The sequence below is a fragment of the Rhizobium etli 8C-3 genome (assembly GCF_001908375.1).
Classification (GTDB): domain Bacteria; phylum Pseudomonadota; class Alphaproteobacteria; order Rhizobiales; family Rhizobiaceae; genus Rhizobium; species Rhizobium etli_B.
In genome coordinates this window covers 3,544,692-3,559,623 of record NZ_CP017241.1, presented here as the reverse complement: position 1 = coordinate 3,559,623, position 14,932 = coordinate 3,544,692, and the positions used below count along the sequence as shown (strand labels likewise).

At 60.2% G+C, this 14,932-nt stretch carries 17 protein-coding genes; 8 read left to right on the top strand and 9 right to left on the bottom strand.

Going from position 1 to position 14,932, the window contains the following annotated elements; translation table 11 throughout:
* Positions 1 to 38 precede the first annotated feature (38 nt).
* Together AM571_RS17690 and AM571_RS17685 are read right to left on the bottom strand one after the other, a co-directional pair.
* The gene (locus AM571_RS17690; RefSeq protein WP_074062525.1) at positions 39 to 947 is read right to left on the bottom strand and encodes a CHAD domain-containing protein; all 909 of its coding nucleotides are present in this window, start codon (positions 945 to 947) and stop codon (positions 39 to 41) included.
* Positions 925 to 1,413: a CYTH domain-containing protein gene (locus AM571_RS17685; protein ID WP_074062524.1), complete on the bottom strand. Its 489-nt coding sequence runs from the start codon at positions 1,411 to 1,413 to the stop codon at positions 925 to 927. Before AM571_RS17685 ends, AM571_RS17690 begins: the two co-directional genes overlap by 23 nt.
* Positions 1,414 to 1,564: 151 nt before the next feature.
* Here AM571_RS17685 and AM571_RS17680 point away from each other — a divergent pair, with 151 nt between their 5' ends.
* The 4 genes from AM571_RS17680 (at position 1,565) to AM571_RS17665 (ending at position 3,982) form a co-directional block, all read left to right on the top strand.
* Positions 1,565 to 2,203: a 2-dehydro-3-deoxy-phosphogluconate aldolase gene (locus AM571_RS17680; protein WP_074062523.1), complete on the top strand. Its 639-nt coding sequence runs from the start codon at positions 1,565 to 1,567 to the stop codon at positions 2,201 to 2,203.
* A 102-nt stretch (positions 2,204 to 2,305) separates the two neighbouring features.
* Complete coding sequence (locus AM571_RS17675; protein ID WP_074062522.1) at positions 2,306 to 3,025, top strand: tellurite resistance TerB family protein; 720 nt, start codon at positions 2,306 to 2,308, stop codon at positions 3,023 to 3,025.
* 64 nt (positions 3,026 to 3,089) lie between these two features.
* On the top strand, positions 3,090 to 3,779 hold the full coding sequence (locus tag AM571_RS17670; RefSeq protein WP_074062521.1) for a GNAT family N-acetyltransferase: 690 nt from the start codon (positions 3,090 to 3,092) through the stop codon (positions 3,777 to 3,779).
* Positions 3,776 to 3,982: a hypothetical protein gene (locus AM571_RS17665; protein WP_074062520.1), complete on the top strand. Its 207-nt coding sequence runs from the start codon at positions 3,776 to 3,778 to the stop codon at positions 3,980 to 3,982. The genes AM571_RS17670 and AM571_RS17665 overlap by 4 nt, the downstream gene beginning before the upstream one ends.
* Before the next feature lie 4 nt (positions 3,983 to 3,986).
* On the opposite strand, the gene AM571_RS17660 is transcribed toward AM571_RS17665, so the two are convergent.
* From AM571_RS17660 to AM571_RS17650, 3 genes are all read right to left on the bottom strand, one after another.
* A complete protein-coding gene (locus AM571_RS17660) occupies positions 3,987 to 5,060 on the bottom strand; it encodes a nickel/cobalt transporter (RefSeq protein WP_074062519.1) in 1,074 nt (357 codons plus the stop codon).
* Complete coding sequence (locus AM571_RS17655) at positions 5,054 to 5,695, bottom strand: DUF1007 family protein (RefSeq protein WP_074062518.1); 642 nt, start codon at positions 5,693 to 5,695, stop codon at positions 5,054 to 5,056. Before AM571_RS17655 ends, AM571_RS17660 begins: the two co-directional genes overlap by 7 nt.
* Positions 5,696 to 5,796: 101 nt before the next feature.
* The gene (locus AM571_RS17650; RefSeq protein WP_074062517.1) at positions 5,797 to 6,690 is read right to left on the bottom strand and encodes a LysR family transcriptional regulator; all 894 of its coding nucleotides are present in this window, start codon (positions 6,688 to 6,690) and stop codon (positions 5,797 to 5,799) included.
* Positions 6,691 to 7,214: 524 nt separating this feature from the next.
* On the opposite strand from AM571_RS17650, the gene odc2 reads away from it, so the two are divergent.
* On the top strand, positions 7,215 to 8,348 hold the full coding sequence (gene odc2 / locus AM571_RS17645) for an ornithine/lysine decarboxylase (protein WP_074062516.1): 1,134 nt from the start codon (positions 7,215 to 7,217) through the stop codon (positions 8,346 to 8,348).
* A gap of 88 nt (positions 8,349 to 8,436) precedes the next feature.
* Complete coding sequence (locus AM571_RS17640) at positions 8,437 to 9,027, top strand: GNAT family N-acetyltransferase (RefSeq protein WP_074062515.1); 591 nt, start codon at positions 8,437 to 8,439, stop codon at positions 9,025 to 9,027.
* A 39-nt stretch (positions 9,028 to 9,066) separates the two neighbouring features.
* Here AM571_RS17640 and AM571_RS17635 read toward each other — a convergent pair whose 3' ends face one another.
* On the bottom strand, positions 9,067 to 10,023 hold the full coding sequence (locus AM571_RS17635; RefSeq protein ID WP_074062514.1) for an NAD-dependent epimerase/dehydratase family protein: 957 nt from the start codon (positions 10,021 to 10,023) through the stop codon (positions 9,067 to 9,069).
* A 151-nt stretch (positions 10,024 to 10,174) separates the two neighbouring features.
* On the opposite strand from AM571_RS17635, the gene AM571_RS17630 reads away from it, so the two are divergent.
* The gene (locus AM571_RS17630; protein WP_074063332.1) at positions 10,175 to 11,185 is read left to right on the top strand and encodes a serine hydrolase domain-containing protein; all 1,011 of its coding nucleotides are present in this window, start codon (positions 10,175 to 10,177) and stop codon (positions 11,183 to 11,185) included.
* Between the two features lie 53 nt (positions 11,186 to 11,238).
* On the opposite strand, the gene AM571_RS17625 is transcribed toward AM571_RS17630, so the two are convergent.
* The 3 genes from AM571_RS17625 to AM571_RS17615 form a co-directional block, all read right to left on the bottom strand.
* Positions 11,239 to 12,228 (bottom strand): WD40 repeat domain-containing protein, encoded by a 990-nt coding sequence (locus AM571_RS17625; protein WP_074063330.1) that lies wholly within the window; start codon positions 12,226 to 12,228, stop codon positions 11,239 to 11,241.
* The gene (locus AM571_RS17620) at positions 12,228 to 13,331 is read right to left on the bottom strand and encodes a CobW family GTP-binding protein (RefSeq protein WP_074063331.1); all 1,104 of its coding nucleotides are present in this window, start codon (positions 13,329 to 13,331) and stop codon (positions 12,228 to 12,230) included. Before AM571_RS17620 ends, AM571_RS17625 begins: the two co-directional genes overlap by 1 nt.
* Positions 13,332 to 13,455: 124 nt before the next feature.
* Positions 13,456 to 14,247 (bottom strand): creatininase family protein, encoded by a 792-nt coding sequence (locus AM571_RS17615; RefSeq protein WP_074062513.1) that lies wholly within the window; start codon positions 14,245 to 14,247, stop codon positions 13,456 to 13,458.
* A gap of 87 nt (positions 14,248 to 14,334) precedes the next feature.
* Between AM571_RS17615 and AM571_RS17610 the strand changes: the two genes are divergently transcribed.
* Complete coding sequence (locus AM571_RS17610; RefSeq protein ID WP_074063329.1) at positions 14,335 to 14,847, top strand: MarR family winged helix-turn-helix transcriptional regulator; 513 nt, start codon at positions 14,335 to 14,337, stop codon at positions 14,845 to 14,847.
* The last annotated feature ends 85 nt before the right edge of the window (positions 14,848 to 14,932 follow it).

Below are 14,932 nucleotides of genomic sequence, written 5' to 3'. Positions count from 1 at the left end.
TTGCGGGCGCGCGCGCCAAGTGTTGGCGCTTTTCGAATTCAGTTCCGGCTCAACAGCCAGAGTGCCTCGATCCGGCTGGCCTCATGTTGCGGTTTGTCGGCAAAGATGCGGCCGGCCTCTTGGAGCGCGGTTTGCCGCTCTTCCTGTTGGCGGAAGATGATGGCATCGAGCAGGTGGGCGAGATCTTCATTGCGGGTAAAGAGCTGCGGCTCCGCCTCAACCAGTTGCGACAGCACCGAGAGATCGTTGACGCGGCCGAGCCGTTCTGCGAGATCCGTGGCTGCATCCTGCTTCGCCTTCATCGCGGCGGGCCACAAATTTCGCAGCAGCGCGTGATAGAGCCGGTAGTCGTAGGTTCGCTTGCGCAGTTCATGAAAATCCTCGGTCGCTGCCGTATCGCGGCATGCATCGAACGCCGTGCGCGCTCTTTGCGAAGTGCGCTTCCAGCTGTTGGCGAGCATGCGGGCGTTCCTGCTGCGCTTGTTCTTGAAAGAAACCCTCTCGACTTCGCCGATCGCGTCCTTCAGCGAGACGGCCGTCTCGTGAAGCTTCTGCTCAAGCCCGCTTTCGGCCTCCGCCATCCAGTCACGCCGTGCTTGCAAAATTGTGACGATGCGCATGAGCGCCTCGCTCTCTGCGTTGCCGCGGGCGCCTTTTTGCAAATATTCGGCAGTACCGATCAGGGCTGTGGCGTCCCGGATCGATGAAAGCGATTTTGCCGTCTCGCGCAGCCTGGCATTTTGTCGCTTCTGAAAGTCCGGAACCTCCTTGGCCACGAGCCGGTAAAGAGAGCGCAGCCGCTTGACGTTCTTGCGAAAAGCATGGACCGCCTCATGCGCGCCGCCCGGCCGCTCCTCGAGAACAGCAATGGCACGTTCCAGCTGTTCCGTTGCCACTCTTCGAAACTCATCGGTGAAATCGAAATCAGGCCGTATGCGAAAGGGCATCCTGATCGTACTCGAATTCGGTCGCCAGCGCTTGGTTGGAATAGCGGAAATCGCCGGTCACTTCGCGGCCAAGCCAGGCCGGGCGGGAGGGATCGTCATTTTCGGACGTCATCTCCACCTCAGCGATCACCAGGCCGCGATGCGCACCGGCAAAGACATCGACTTCCCACACGAAGCTGTCATGCGGCACGCGGTAGCGCGTTTTTTCGATCACCAGGCCAATGGCGCTTTGCATCAGCTCTTCGGCGTCAGAAACGGGAATTTCGTATTCGAATTCGTCGCGGGTCACGCTGCTGCGGCCGATCTTGATCGTCAGCCGCGCGCTCTTTCCGTCAAGGATGCGCACACGCACGGACCGGTCGTCCATCGAGGCGATGTAACCTTGTCTGAGGATCGATTTCGTCACGGCCTTGGCGCGCCAGCCGTCGTTGCGTACCAGAAATTTCCGCTCGATCTCTTTCGCCATTTCAGTGAACCTTTTGTGACGATCGCCGCACCGTAGCGTAAATCTCCCGGAAGGGATACCCATCTTCTTGCCGCATCTGTTTTGTCTCGACAAACAGGGTCCATAGGGGTATTCGGGAGCCCAATTCAATCGTTTAAGGAACCGTGCGGCCATGGGCGAGAAGACAGAAAAGCTCCTTTCCATCCTCAAACTCCAGCCAGTTGTTCCGGTGCTTATCGTCGATGACGTGAAGTCCGGCGTTTTGCTGGCGCGTGCGCTGGTCGCAGGCGGCCTGAAGGCGATTGAGATCACCATGCGCACGCCTGCAGCACTCGATACGGTCCGTGCCGTTGCCCAGGAGGTCGAAGGTGCGGAAGTCGGCGCAGGCACGATCCTGGATGCAAAGCAGTGGGATGCGGCCATTGCTGCCGGCTCGAAGTTCGTCGTCAGCCCGGGGGCCACGCAGGAACTGCTCGATGCCGCTTCGGCATCGCCGGTTCCGCTGCTGCCGGGCGCTGCTACGGCAAGCGAGGTCATGGCGCTTCGCGAAGAAGGCTACAAGGTATTGAAATTCTTTCCCGCCGAACAGGCAGGCGGAGCCGCATATCTCAAGGCGCTTTCCTCGCCGCTCGCCGGCACGCTCTTCTGCCCGACCGGTGGCATTTCGCTCAAAAACGCCAATGATTACCTGTCTTTGCCAAACGTCATCTGCGTTGGCGGATCCTGGGTGGCGCCGAAGGAACTCGTCGCTGCGGGCGATTGGGAAGGCATCACCAAACTCGCCTCGGAAGCGGCTGCGCTGAAAGGCTGACATTTTCCTGATCGCAACAAGGTGCCGGCGGCTTCGCCGGCATTTGTATTTGCCAATCTGGTTCCTATCTTCAGTTCTGCCTCAACAGGGAGACGATGAAGGATGTTCGACGCGAAGAAGCTTCTTGACCAGTTCCTGGGATCTCAAATACCGGGCGTCGGCGGAAGTGTCCGCAACCGGGCCGGCGATGCCGTCCAGTTGGCCAAGGATAATCCGTGGAAGGCCGGAGCGCTGGCGACTGTGCTTCTTGGGACGAAGACGGGCCGCAACATTGCCGGCAACGCGATAGCAATCGGCGGGCTCGCAGCGATCGCCGGCCTCGGATACCAGGCCTACAAGAACTACCAGGCGGGCCAGGCACCTGCCACGCCTTCGGATGCCCCTCCGCCGTCGACGCCGGTTCTCCTGCCGGCACCCGCCGATTCCGGTTTCGGTCCGGCTTCGCCTGCTGGCAGCAACGAATTTGCCCTGGTGCTGATCCGCGCCATGATCGCGGCGGCCAAAGCCGACGGCCATATCGACGACGCCGAGCGAGCGCATGTCATGGACAAGATGAGGGCCGCCGACGTCAGCGGTGAAGCTGCGTCATTCATCGAGCGCGAGCTCGCCTCGCCAACCGATCTCGACGCGCTGGTCGCAGCCGCCACTACGGAGGAACAGAGGGTCGAGCTCTATACGGCATCGCGCCTGACGATCGAGCCGGACTCGCGGGCCGAGCGCGGCTATCTCGATCTCCTTGCGGGGCGTCTTAGCCTTGCCGATGCGCTTGTGGACCATATCGAGGCAACGGTTTCCTCCGCCAAGGTTTCCTTGTCACGGTGACATGCAGGCTGGTTGCCTTTCCCGGGCGGCTGGCCTATCCACTCTTCCGATGAGAGGAGTGAGCATGCGCGATCTATCGAATTTCAAGGTGCCGGCACCTGGTTACGTGACACTGAAGGGGCGCTACGTGACCGTCGAGCCCTATGTCCGGGCCGAGCATCTTCAGGCGCTCTGGGACGGACTGGGCGGCATGCGCATCAATCCGCTGCTTCTGTATTTCGCGCAGGACGACTTCACCGGCATCGCCGATTTTGCCAACTGGCTCGATAACGCCTGCAAGTCCGGCTGGCTCACTCACATCTTCCGCGACAACGCCACCGGCAGGATCGTCGGCATGGCCAATTATATGCGTGCCGACCCAGCCAACGGCGTCGTCGAGATCGGCGGGGTGGCGCACGGGCCGGATATGAAGCGTTCGCCGCTTTCCACCGAGGCCCATTACCTTTTGGCCAAGCATGTCTTCGAAGATCTCGGATACCGCCGCTACGAATGGAAGTGCGACAACAACAACGAAGCCAGCAAGACGACGGCCGCGCGCTACGGCTTCAAGTTCGAAGGTGTCTTTCGGCAGCATATGATCTCCAAGCGCCGCAACCGCGACACGGCCTGGTTCTCGATGATCGACAGCGAGTGGCCGCTGATCAGCGAGGCTTTCGAGACCTGGCTTTCGCCGGAGAACTTCGATGCCGAAGGCAAGCAGCGCCGGCGCCTGCAGGATATCCGTTCCGATCTTGAAAAGGAAAGGCTCGCATGAGCCCCGAAAGCCGCTCACAGGCGATCGCCGCCGCCACCATCCTCATTTGCGTGGGACTGGCCATCTATTTCCTGCCGACGCTCGTCCTTTGGATCGGCAACTATTCTCCCGTGCTTGCCGTCATTGCCGGCGCGGCGCTTCTGCTCGGCTTCTTCGCGATATTCTGGTTGAGGGCGCAGTATCAGCGAGGCAGGGGGAAGTAAGAGCCTACCCCTGAAGCGAGGCGCCCAGCAAAAGCACGCCCATGCAAATCACCAGGACGGCGCCCAGGATTTCGATCGCGTTGCCAATCCAGATCGATCTCGCTGAGCCACGGCCGCAGATGCCGACGGCGGTGCCCTTGGCGGCAACCGTAAGGATCGCGAGGATTGAGACCGTGATGGCCGTGCCAAGCGACATGGCGAGCACGGAAAGAATGCCGCCGAGATAAAGGCCGTTCAGCAGCGAAAAGGTCATGACGAGCAACGCGCCGGAGCAGGGGCGAAGACCGACGGCAACGATCGCTGACCAGGCTTCGCGGATGCTGAATTTGTCGCCGCCCAAAAGCGACGGGTCAGGTGCATGAGAGCGGCCGCAGGTTTCGCAGGCCATGCCGGAGATGAAGTTGTGCCCCGCCTTGCGTGCCTGCTTCTCGCCGAAGGCATAGGCTTGCCTGCGGCTTTCATTGTCCTTCCAGTCGAGCATCATGCTGACCGGGCCGGCCGATGTTTCCACGACTTCACGCTCTGGCAGGCCGCCGATCATCGAACGAAGTTTGCGCAAGAGAAGCGAGCTACCGAAGGCGATGACCATGATGAAGCTTGTGATCTCCATCGCATTCGTCGCCTGCGTCAGCGTAATGCCGCTCCCACGCAGAATGAGCCAGGCACCGCCCACCAGCGCCACTGCCATTGCACCTTGAATGAATGCCGAGATGAAGGAGATCACTACGCCGCGCTTCAGCTCGATTTCGTTGGCGATCATGTAGGAGGAGATCACCGCCTTGCCATGCCCGGGACCGGCCGCATGGAAGACGCCATAGGCGAAGGAAAGACCGATCAGCGACGCAAGCTGCCACGGGTCTTCACGCATTGCCTTCAGGGTGTCCGTCAGCGCGCGGTAGAAGGCCTGCTGTTCGTAATTGATGTAGGCGAGCAACGGCGCCAGCGGTCCGCCTGTCGGCTGGAAACTCGGCTCGGCAGTGCCAATCCCGAGCGGCGATTGGGCATGGGCCACGTTCATCAGCGCAAGCAGTGCGAGTGCGGCCATCGAAAGGAACAGCAAAGCGTTCCGTTTCAGCATGAAACCTCCAGCTTGGTGGCAAAGAGCTTGGACATGTCGGTGCCGGTCGGATCGTTGAAGAAGGCGTCGGTCAGCGACTGCTTGTTTTGAGATATCACCTGATCGGCGTCCGGCCGCAGCACATCATGCTTGCAGTTCTTGAAGCCGTCCCCGACCGTTGAAAGCTCCTTGTCCGTCGGAAAGTCGATCGAGGTGTAGAGCGTGGGGTCGTAGACGCCGAAGGTGAGCGTGCCCTTAAGCGGCATCTTCTGCGCGGGCTTTACAGCGAAGAACATCAGGAGCTGTCCTTCCTTGTAGTCGACGTGAATGATGTCCGGCTTCTCCACGGTCACGTTCTTTCCGTCGATCGTCAGATTCATGTAGTAGCCGTAGTCCGAGAGCGACTCGCGCACGGTATTGCCGACTTCGGCTAGCTCGTTCGGCTCCAGCTTCAGATCGGTGTTCTTGTCGAAATCCATGACGACGGAGGAGGAGAACACCTCGTCGAAACGCCACACGTTCCGCAACTCCTGAACGCTGCCGTCGGGCGCTGCCACGACTTCGAGCCGAGCTTCCACGAAAATGTGCGGATGTGCCGTGACCGCGGCCGGCGCAAGAAAGATCAGCGCGGCCATCAGGTAAGTGGAATTCTTCATGTGTCGGGTACCGCTCTGCCCAAATCGGTTGGTGTCTTCTTGCCGGAGAATGGGACGGAATTGGGACGGGCCTCAAGGCGGCAAAGTGAATCAGGCCGGCTTCAAGCCTGCTTCTTGAACCAAGCATGAAGGTAATCCACGAAAATGCGGACCTTTGCCGGCAGGTAGCGCCGATGCGGATAGACGGCATAAATCCCGCGATCGGTCGGTATGTAGTCGTTGAACAGGGTCACGAGCCGGCCGTCTTCGATCGGCTTACGAGCGATGAAGTCCGGAATGACCGCAATGCCGATGCCCGACAATGCCGCGCGCAATGTCGCATGCGGGCTGTTCACCTCGATCGGCCCGGAAACGGCGACAGCGAATGACGTGCTGTCGGGATTGTAGAATCGGACGCTTGCCTGCGTGCGCGAGTTCGTATCGACGATGAAGGGAACGTTGGAAATGTCGGTCGGATGTTCGAGGTTCGGATAGCGCTCGAGAAACTCCGGTGTGGCGCAGACGTGGACGCGGAAATCCGAGATCTTTCGCGCGATCATTCCCGAATCTTCAAGCTTGGTGACGCGAATCGCCAGGTCGAAACCTTCTTCGATCAGATCGACGAACCGGTCGTCTGCGGCGATTTCCAGCTGCAGATCGGGGTTCTCCTTGCAAAAATCGATCAGAGACTGACCGACATCGGCATCGACAAAGGTGCGCGGCACCGAGATCTTCAGCCGGCCCTTGAGTTGCGCGTTGTTCTCGCGGACCAGATCGGCGAGGTTGTCGATCTCCTTCAAAATGTCGGAGGCGGTGCGGTAGTAAGTATGCCCGGCCTCGGTCATCGAAAACTGCCGGGTGGTGCGATTGAGCAGCAGGGCACCCAACTCGTCTTCCAGCTCGCGCACATATTTGGAAAGCAGCGCCTTGGAGCGGCCCGTGCGCCGCGCTGCGGCGGAAAAACCTTCCGCTTCAACGACATCGATGAAGGCACGTATGCGCGTCAATGTGTCCATGGCCGTCTCCCGTTGTTGCGAAAGATTGAACAAATTGCGCGCGGTTGTTCAATTTATTTTTTTAGCGATCGGCAAAAAAATTCTTGATTATGACTGCGAATATTCTTATCTCGTCCTCAGCCCAAAGTCGCACGTGCCCATGGGTGTCCGCCGACCCTCGATTAGGTGAGGTCATCGGTAAGGTACCTGGAACTAACCCCTCCAGTCGCTATTCCGGCCAACCGGGAAATGCGAGGACGCCTAAGCAACGACGGTGCGGGCCTTTCTGGTGTCTTCCGGCTTTCCATCAGCCGGGGTTACTGAAGAGGCACACCTTCATTGCCGGAAGTGCGGTTGGGATTTTCCCTCCAATCCATGGCAGACAAAGCCGAACTATGCCGCTCTCGTGGCGTTGGTTCAATATTTGCGCATCGAGCGCTTGCTATGGTTCCGGGGTCTCCACCGGCTGGTACCAGTGCGAGCATTCGTATGCCCTTTGTCCTCCGGTTCTTGCCGGAGCTCTGGAATTGGAAGAGGGAATCGATATGACCACCCAGCGCATCCGCGACTTTCTCGCAACCCGACGTCCCGACGGTCCCTGCCTCGTGGTCGACCTCGACGTCGTGCGCGACAATTTCAACGCCTTCCGTCATGCGATGCCGGACAGCGCCATCTACTATGCCGTCAAGGCGAATCCGGCTCCGGAAGTGCTGAAGCTGCTGGCTTCCCTCGGCTCCAACTTCGATTGCGCCTCTGTCGCAGAAATCGAAATGGCACTCGATGCCGGTGCGACCGCTGCCCGCATTTCCTACGGCAATACGATCAAGAAGGAGCGCGATGTCGCACGCGCCTGTGCGCTCGGCGTCAGTCTCTTTGCGGTCGACAGCCACGAGGAAGTCGAGAAGATCTCGCGTGCCGCTCCCGGCGCCCGAGTGTTCTGCCGCGTTCTCACGGATGGTGAAGGCGCTGAATGGCCGCTGTCGCGCAAGTTCGGCTGCGTCCCGCAAATGGCTGTCGATGTACTTGTCTATGCCCATCAGCTTGGCCTCGAATCCTATGGCGTCTCGTTCCATGTCGGTTCGCAGATGACCAAGGTCGATGCCTGGGATTCGGCTCTTGCCGATGCCAAGCGCGTTTTCGTGCAGCTTGCCAAGCAGGGCATCCATCTGCAGATGGTCAACATGGGCGGCGGCTTCCCGACGAAATACCTCCGTGACGTTCCCACGGCCGAGGCATATGGCCGTTCGATCTACCAGAGCCTGCGCGATCATTTCGGCAACCAGATCCCGAAGACGATCATCGAGCCGGGCCGCGGCATGGTCGGCAATGCCGGCGTCATCAAGGCTGAAGTGGTGCTTGTCTCGAAGAAGTCGGACAACGACACGGCCCGCTGGGTTTTCCTCGACATCGGCAAGTTCGGCGGGCTCGCCGAAACGATGGACGAGGCCATCCGCTACCCGATCCGCACCGAACGCGACGGCGACAAGATGGAGCCCTGCGTCATCGCCGGCCCGACCTGCGATTCGGCCGACGTGCTCTACGAGAAGAACCTCTACCCGCTGCCGGTGAGCCTTACCATCGGCGACGAGGTTCTGATCGAAGGCACCGGTGCCTATACGACGACCTATTCGGCGGTTGCCTTTAATGGCTTTGAGCCGCTGAAGGCCTACGTCATCTGATCCAGCCGGCCCCGCAGCCAATCGGGGCGGCACCTTCACAATTTCCTTTCGACACCGTCTGAAACGGTTTTGAGTGCGGGAGGCCAAGATGGCCGCTGTTCTTGATTCTGTCCGCGCATTCTTTGCGCCCTCCGTCTTCACCATCGACTCCGAAAACCCGTCGGATGTCGTAGCGCGCGAGAACCTGCTCGATCGTGCCATGGGTCCGAACCGCCGCAAGAAGTCGTCGGAGAAGATCCGGCGTGGCCGCATCCCGGCAGAAGGCTTGGCACTGGTCGCGCGTGACCGTGACGGCCATGTCATCGGCACCGTCCGCCTCTGGAACATCGAAGCTGGCGTCAACGCCGAGGCAAGCCCGGTCAATGCGCTGCTGCTCGGCCCTTTGGCCGTCGATCCGACCTTTGAAAGCAAGGGCGTAGGTTCGGCGCTGATGCGCGCGGCGATTCTCGAAGCCAAGAACAAAGGACATGGCGCGATCCTGCTCGTCGGCGACGCTGCCTATTACGAGCGCTTCGGCTTCTTTGCCGAGAAGGCTTGCCATCTCGTCATGCCAGGCCCGTTCGAACGTTCGCGCTTCCTGGCGCTCGAGTTGACGGAAGGCTGGCTTGACGGTGCAGCCGGCATGGTTGTTCCCTCGGGGCGCATGCTTGCAAAAACGCCTCTTTGGAAGGCGGCCTGACGGATCAAGCCTCTCGCTGAAACCAGAGGGGTTTATCCTTTAGGCGCTGATGCGCCCTTGCGCGATGAGCCACTGGACCGATTCCTGCACAGCCTGGAGGGAACTGTGGCGCGGCGTGAACTCCAGCAGGCGCCTTGCCTTCTCCATTGAGCAATTCGGGCTTCGGGCGATGTGCTCGAATGTCGCCCTTGCGTCCTCGGCGCTTTCCGTCTTCGACCAGTCGTCATAGGGGAAGAAGGCAAGCTTCGGTTCATGCCCGAACCAGCGAAACATCGCTTCGGCATACCCTCTCAACGTCAGTGCCTGGTCCGAAACCGCGTGGAAGCTTTCTCCGGTCGAGGCGTGCCAATTGCTGATTGCTGCCATGAACATGGCTGCCACATCGTCGGCGTGAACGTGATGAACGGTCTCCAGTCCGAGGTTCGGCAATCTCAGCATCTCGCCGCGCGCAATCGTCGAAAACACAGAAATGTTGAAATGTCCGGCGGGGTTGAGTGGAGGCCAGCCCGGTCCAACGATATGGCCGGGATGGATGAGGGTTGCAGGAAAGGCCCGCCTGCGTGCCGCGCCCAGAAGATAGTCCTCGATTGCCTTCTTCTGCTCGCCGTAGTTTCCAAAGGGCGTCTTGGGCGCATCCTCACGCGTCGGAACCAAAATGGAATGGCCGTGCGTCCAGATGGTGCCTGTGTGCAGAAAATGGCCGACATGGCCGTCCAACACTTCCGCCAGATGGCGAGCGCTCTCCAACGTGAAACAGATCATGTCGATGACGATGTCGGGCCTCAGTGCGCGGACGGCGGAGCCGAAGCTGCCTTCCTCCTCCATCTGCGCCCTATCCATCTGCTGGCGTTCGACACACTGCCATGTTGCGTGGGAACAGTATGGCTTTCCTTTGCCGCGGCTGATTGCAACCACGTCATGCCCCGCCTCGACGAGACGCGGGACGAGATATGTGCCGACGTGGCCGGTTGCTCCGATCACGATTACGCGTGCCATCGTCTTACGCTCCTGGCCGTGTGTTGAGCTGGTCGGGCCAAATGTTGGGCGGCCGGCCGATTGGGCAAGCAAGGATCATAAACTTTCACGTCCGCGTGAATCGGCTCTTCGGACGGATGAATTCTGCCCCGGTTTGCGCTAGCTCATGGCGATGACCAGAGCCTTCTTCATATTCTTGGTGCTTCTTCTTTCCGCCGCGCCGGCCCCAGCCCAGCAGGAAAATGATCGCCTTGCGTCGCTGCTCGACGATATCGCTTCCCGAGAGGAACTGAAATCGCTGAAAACCATCATCATCTCACGTGACGGAAAGATCCTGGCCGAGCGAGGCTATCGCGGACATACAGCGTCGGAATCGACCAATATCAAGTCTGCCTCGAAAGCGATCATCTCCGCCCTGGTCGGCATCGCCGTCAGCAAGGGTGTGCTTGCAGGACCCGATCAGAAGATTGCGCCGATCCTGAAGGCGGATCTGCCGCAATCGCCCGATCCGCGGCTGAACGAGATCACCGTCGGAAACCTGCTGTCGATGCAGGCAGGTCTGGGCCGCATGTCGGGAGCAAACTACGGACGCTGGGTTGCGAGCCGAAACTGGGTGCGTTTTGCACTCTCGCAACCCTTCGACGACGAGCCTGGTGGCCGAATGCTGTACTCGACCGCCTCGACCCATCTCCTGTCAGCAATCCTGACGAAGGAATCCGGCAAGACAACCCTTGCCCTGGCACGGGAATGGCTCGGGCCAGTCGAAGGGTTTCGGATAGGCGCCTGGGAGCGCGACCCACAGGGCATCTATCTCGGCGGAAACCAGATGGCCATGAGCGCCCGCTCGTTGCTTGCGTTCGGCGAGCTCTATCGCAACGGCGGCAGGACGCCAAAGGGGCGACAGGTCGTTCCTCGAGAGTGGATTGCCGCGTCCTGGCAGCCGCGCACCACCTCGCGCTTCTCGGGCGATGCCTATGGCTACGGATGGTTTGAACGCAATGTGGGCGGCGAGGACGTGCATTTCGCGTGGGGCTACGGTGGGCAGATGCTCTACATCGTGCCGTCGCTCAATCTGACCGTGGTGATGACCTCGCAGGAAAGCGGGCCATCCGCCCGCAACGGCTATCGCGACGCCTTGCATGGCGTCCTCGGCGAGATTATCGAAAAAGCCCGGATATCGTGACCGGAAGGGATGGCGAAGGCACTTGGCCATCACCATCGAAGGAATTTGAGCGGTCAGGCCGAGATATCGACGACGCCGCAGTCACCTGCTTCCGAGGCGAAGGCGAGTAGCTTGCCGTTCTTGTTCCAGCTCATCGCGGTGATAGCGCCCTTTCCGGGGCGGCGGATCAGCGCCTCTTTACTGTCTGCAATACGCACAGCAAGAATCATGCCGTCGATGAAGCCGATTGCAAGGATGTCTTCAGCCGGATGGAACTTGACCGAGGTCGCCATGATGTTGGCGCGCGTGCCGAGCTCCAACGGCGCCTTGCCCATCGGACCGTCCTTGCCCTGGAAAGGCCAGACGATCGCTGCCGGCGCGCCAGATGAGGCAAGCCACTTGCCCTTGGCCGACCAGGAGAGCGACTTCACCTTGGCCGGATAGCCGGTCATGCGCATGTGACGCGCCTCAGCGCCAGGCTTGGCGTCAAGCTTCCAGCCGTGCAGGGCGTTTTCCTGCATGGTCGTCACCAGAAAATTGCCGTCGGGCGAGAATGTGACGCCGGTATGTGCGCCCTTCCACTCCAGATCGACCGGCTTTGCGTTCATGCCAACCCAGTGCAGCGACACGCCGTTGTAGCGCGCTGCAGCGATGCGCAGTCCCTTCGGTGCAAAGGCAAGGCCTTCGACAGTCCGCTCCTCGGTGAATTCCTTGGCGTCGCCAGTCGAAAGACGAACGAAGGCGCTCTTTCCATAGGCATAGGCGACGGCACCTTGCGGGCCGGCGGCCACTTGCGAAATCCATTTGCGCGGCGCGCTGGCGATCTCGCTGACGCTGGCGTCGGCTGCAATGCGCAACACCTTGCCGTCTTCGCCGCTCGAAATCAGGCTTTCGCTATAGGGATCGCGGATGCAGGTGAGCATGCCCTGATGGGCTTCGCAAACCTTCTCGCCGCCATCCAGCCGGTGTAGCGTGCCGGCGGCATTCGCGAAAAAGGGGACATCACCTAAAAATTCGACGGCCAGGATGTGGCCGTCGAGATCAAGCGGGGCAACTGTCGGCATCAGGCCGCGGCCTCGCACGCCTTGAAGGAGGCTTCAAGCTTTTCGCGGTCGAGTTCGCGGCCGATGAAGACCAGGCGCGTCTCGTGCTTTTCGCCATCCTTCCAAGGACGCTGGTGATCGCCTTCGACGATCATGTGCACGCCCTGGACGACATAACGCTCGGCATCGTCCTTGAAGGCGATGATGCCCTTAAGGCGCAGGATGTTTGGACCCTGCGTCTGGGTGATCTTCTGGATCCAGGGGAAGAAGCGCTCGGGGTTCATCTCGCCGCCGCGGAGCGACACTGACTGCACCGTCACGTCGTGGATCGGCGACACCCGGCCGTGATGATGATGGCCATGGTCGTGATCATGGTGGTGGTGGTCATGGTCGTGGTCATGCGCATGGTGATGGTGGTCGTGATCACAATCGGGGCCACAGACGTGATCGTCGTGATCCTGCTCCAGGAAGTGCGGGTCGTTTTCCAGCGCGCGTTCAAGGTTGAAAGCGCCCTGATCAAGCACGCGGGCGAGATCGACGCCGGAGCGGCTCGTCTTGTAGACGCGAGCCGACGGATTGATAGCGCGGACGATGTCCTCGATCTGCGCCAGTTCTTCCGGCGAGACGAGATCAGTCTTGTTGATGAGGACGACATCGGCAAAGGCGATCTGATCTTCGGCCTCGCGGCTGTCCTTGAGGCGAAGCGGCAGGTGCTTGGCATCCACAAGGGCGACGACGGCGTCGAGTTCCGTCTTGGCGCGCACGTCGTCGTCCATGAAGAAGGTCTGGGCGACCGGCACCGGATCGGCAAGTCCGGTCGTCTCGACGATGATGCCGTCGAAGCGTCCGGGGCGGCGCATCAGGCCCTCGACGACGCGGATCAGGTCGCCGCGCACGGTACAGCAGACGCAGCCGTTGTTCATCTCGTAGATCTCCTCATCCGACTCGACGATCAGGTCGTTGTCGATGCCGATCTCGCCGAATTCGTTGACGATGACCGCGTATTTCTTGCCGTGGTTTTCGGTCAGGATGCGGTTAAGCAGCGTCGTCTTGCCGGCGCCGAGATAGCCGGTGAGCACGGTGACGGGGATGGGCTTCTGCTGAGTCAAAATTGCGTCGGTCATGAGAACCTCGAAGAATGGGCTTGCCGCCGAGGGGGCTTTCAACGGTCGGTTCCATATAAGGATTTGGACGCGTCAGTTCAAAGGTTTTTATAATGTTATAAGATCACATCGCCGTCGGATTTGCCTATGTGAATTCGGATGTGTCGAACGCATCCACATCCTGCAGCAGTTCCATCAGCCCCTTCACCGCATGGCCGACCAGCGCCTCGCCCTTCTCGACGGTTGCGGCCGCGGCGTTTCCGGCCGCGCCCTGGATGTTCAGATCGAACATCTTCCAGCCGAAGGCGTGCTGCCCGTAGGCCCGTAGATGTTTGAATCGCCTGGCAAATTCCAGCTGCCGTGAAGCGAAGTTCTGAGCCCTGGACATGGCGACCCTACCGGGATGCAGCGCCAGCATGACCGAGGTTTCGATATCGCCGCCGTGGATGTCGATCGCCTTGTTTTCAGCTGAAATCACCTCATCCGGCACGCCAAAGCGGGTCCAACCGGTCGCAACGGCCAACATGTTGAACTTCACCCGCGCCTCGGTCGCGACGATTGTCATCAGCGGTGAATTGCCGCCGTGGGCGTTCAACATCACCAGTTTTCGGCAGCCGATATCGCTAAGCATCCGGGCGATTGCGAGCCAGCGGTCGATCGCTTCGTTATAGGTCAGCGTCTTCGTACCTTCGACGTCGCTGTGTTCGATCGAATAACCGACCGGTTCTGTGGGCAAGAAGGTGACCGGCAATGTGGGGGGCAGGGCAGCCTTTAGCCGTTCGACGATGCCTTCGGCAATCAAGGTGTCGGTTTCGAAAGGAAGATGCGGGCCGTGCTGCTCATGCGCGCCGAGCGGCAGAACGGCGATCCAGTTGCGGCGGTCTTCGGCCGAAAGTGCGGCATCGTTGTCTGCGAAGTTCCGGGCAGGCGCTGTCATCCGGTTTCAATGCCCCTTGTTTATGACGTGAACCTGCGCAATGTCATAACGCAGCGTTGTCACGGCTTAAAGATCAAAGGGATGGCGATGGGGAAGAAGCACAAAGACGGCAAGAAGAACAAGTCCAGGAAAAAGGACCAGACCGAATATACGCTTGCCGATCTGTCGCCGGCTTTGACGCAGGCTGCGCGTTCCATGCGCACGGTGCTTTCCCGTAATCTGCTTGAAAGCGGGCTTTACGCCGGCCAGGACGGCGTCATTCTTTCGCTTGCTGAAACCGACGGGATGACGGCAGGCGGGCTTGCGCAGAAACTTGGCGTCAAGGCACCGACCATGACCCGTACCATCGGCCGCATGGAAGCCCAGGGCTTTTTGGAGCGCAAGCCGGATGCGGAAGATGCGCGGCTGACGAAGGTCTACCTTACCGAACTCGGACGCGGCAGCGTGAAGGCGATCGAGATGGCGGCATCGGCCTGCGATCGGACGGCTACGCTCGATTTTTCGGAGAAAGATATCCGCAACCTCGTGCGCCTTCTAAAGGCGATCGACAACAACCTCCAGGCCGAAGCAGTGCCGTTCGAAGAAGCCGACGAAATTTGACGGGCGATTAAAATTCGGTTTGCCTCCCTGCGTTTAATCTTTTAATTAAACATTTTAAGGGGCGCTCTCTTACGGTTTGCGATGC

Bases quoted from the DNA above. Each gene is read 5' to 3' on its own strand.
- AM571_RS17690 (WP_074062525.1), bottom strand. From the start codon at position 947: ATGCCCTTTCGCATACGGCCTGATTTCGATTTCACCGATGAGTTTCGA.
- AM571_RS17685 (WP_074062524.1), bottom strand. From the start codon at position 1,413: ATGGCGAAAGAGATCGAGCGGAAATTTCTGGTACGCAACGACGGCTGG.
- AM571_RS17680 (WP_074062523.1), top strand. From the start codon at position 1,565: ATGGGCGAGAAGACAGAAAAGCTCCTTTCCATCCTCAAACTCCAGCCA.
- AM571_RS17675 (WP_074062522.1), top strand. From the start codon at position 2,306: ATGTTCGACGCGAAGAAGCTTCTTGACCAGTTCCTGGGATCTCAAATA.
- AM571_RS17670 (WP_074062521.1), top strand. From the start codon at position 3,090: ATGCGCGATCTATCGAATTTCAAGGTGCCGGCACCTGGTTACGTGACA.
- AM571_RS17665 (WP_074062520.1), top strand. From the start codon at position 3,776: ATGAGCCCCGAAAGCCGCTCACAGGCGATCGCCGCCGCCACCATCCTC.
- AM571_RS17660 (WP_074062519.1), bottom strand. From the start codon at position 5,060: ATGCTGAAACGGAACGCTTTGCTGTTCCTTTCGATGGCCGCACTCGCA.
- AM571_RS17655 (WP_074062518.1), bottom strand. From the start codon at position 5,695: ATGAAGAATTCCACTTACCTGATGGCCGCGCTGATCTTTCTTGCGCCG.
- AM571_RS17650 (WP_074062517.1), bottom strand. From the start codon at position 6,690: ATGGACACATTGACGCGCATACGTGCCTTCATCGATGTCGTTGAAGCG.
- odc2 (WP_074062516.1), top strand. From the start codon at position 7,215: ATGACCACCCAGCGCATCCGCGACTTTCTCGCAACCCGACGTCCCGAC.
- AM571_RS17640 (WP_074062515.1), top strand. From the start codon at position 8,437: ATGGCCGCTGTTCTTGATTCTGTCCGCGCATTCTTTGCGCCCTCCGTC.
- AM571_RS17635 (WP_074062514.1), bottom strand. From the start codon at position 10,023: ATGGCACGCGTAATCGTGATCGGAGCAACCGGCCACGTCGGCACATAT.
- AM571_RS17630 (WP_074063332.1), top strand. From the start codon at position 10,175: ATGACCAGAGCCTTCTTCATATTCTTGGTGCTTCTTCTTTCCGCCGCG.
- AM571_RS17625 (WP_074063330.1), bottom strand. From the start codon at position 12,228: ATGCCGACAGTTGCCCCGCTTGATCTCGACGGCCACATCCTGGCCGTC.
- AM571_RS17620 (WP_074063331.1), bottom strand. From the start codon at position 13,331: ATGACCGACGCAATTTTGACTCAGCAGAAGCCCATCCCCGTCACCGTG.
- AM571_RS17615 (WP_074062513.1), bottom strand. From the start codon at position 14,247: ATGACAGCGCCTGCCCGGAACTTCGCAGACAACGATGCCGCACTTTCG.
- AM571_RS17610 (WP_074063329.1), top strand. From the start codon at position 14,335: ATGGGGAAGAAGCACAAAGACGGCAAGAAGAACAAGTCCAGGAAAAAG.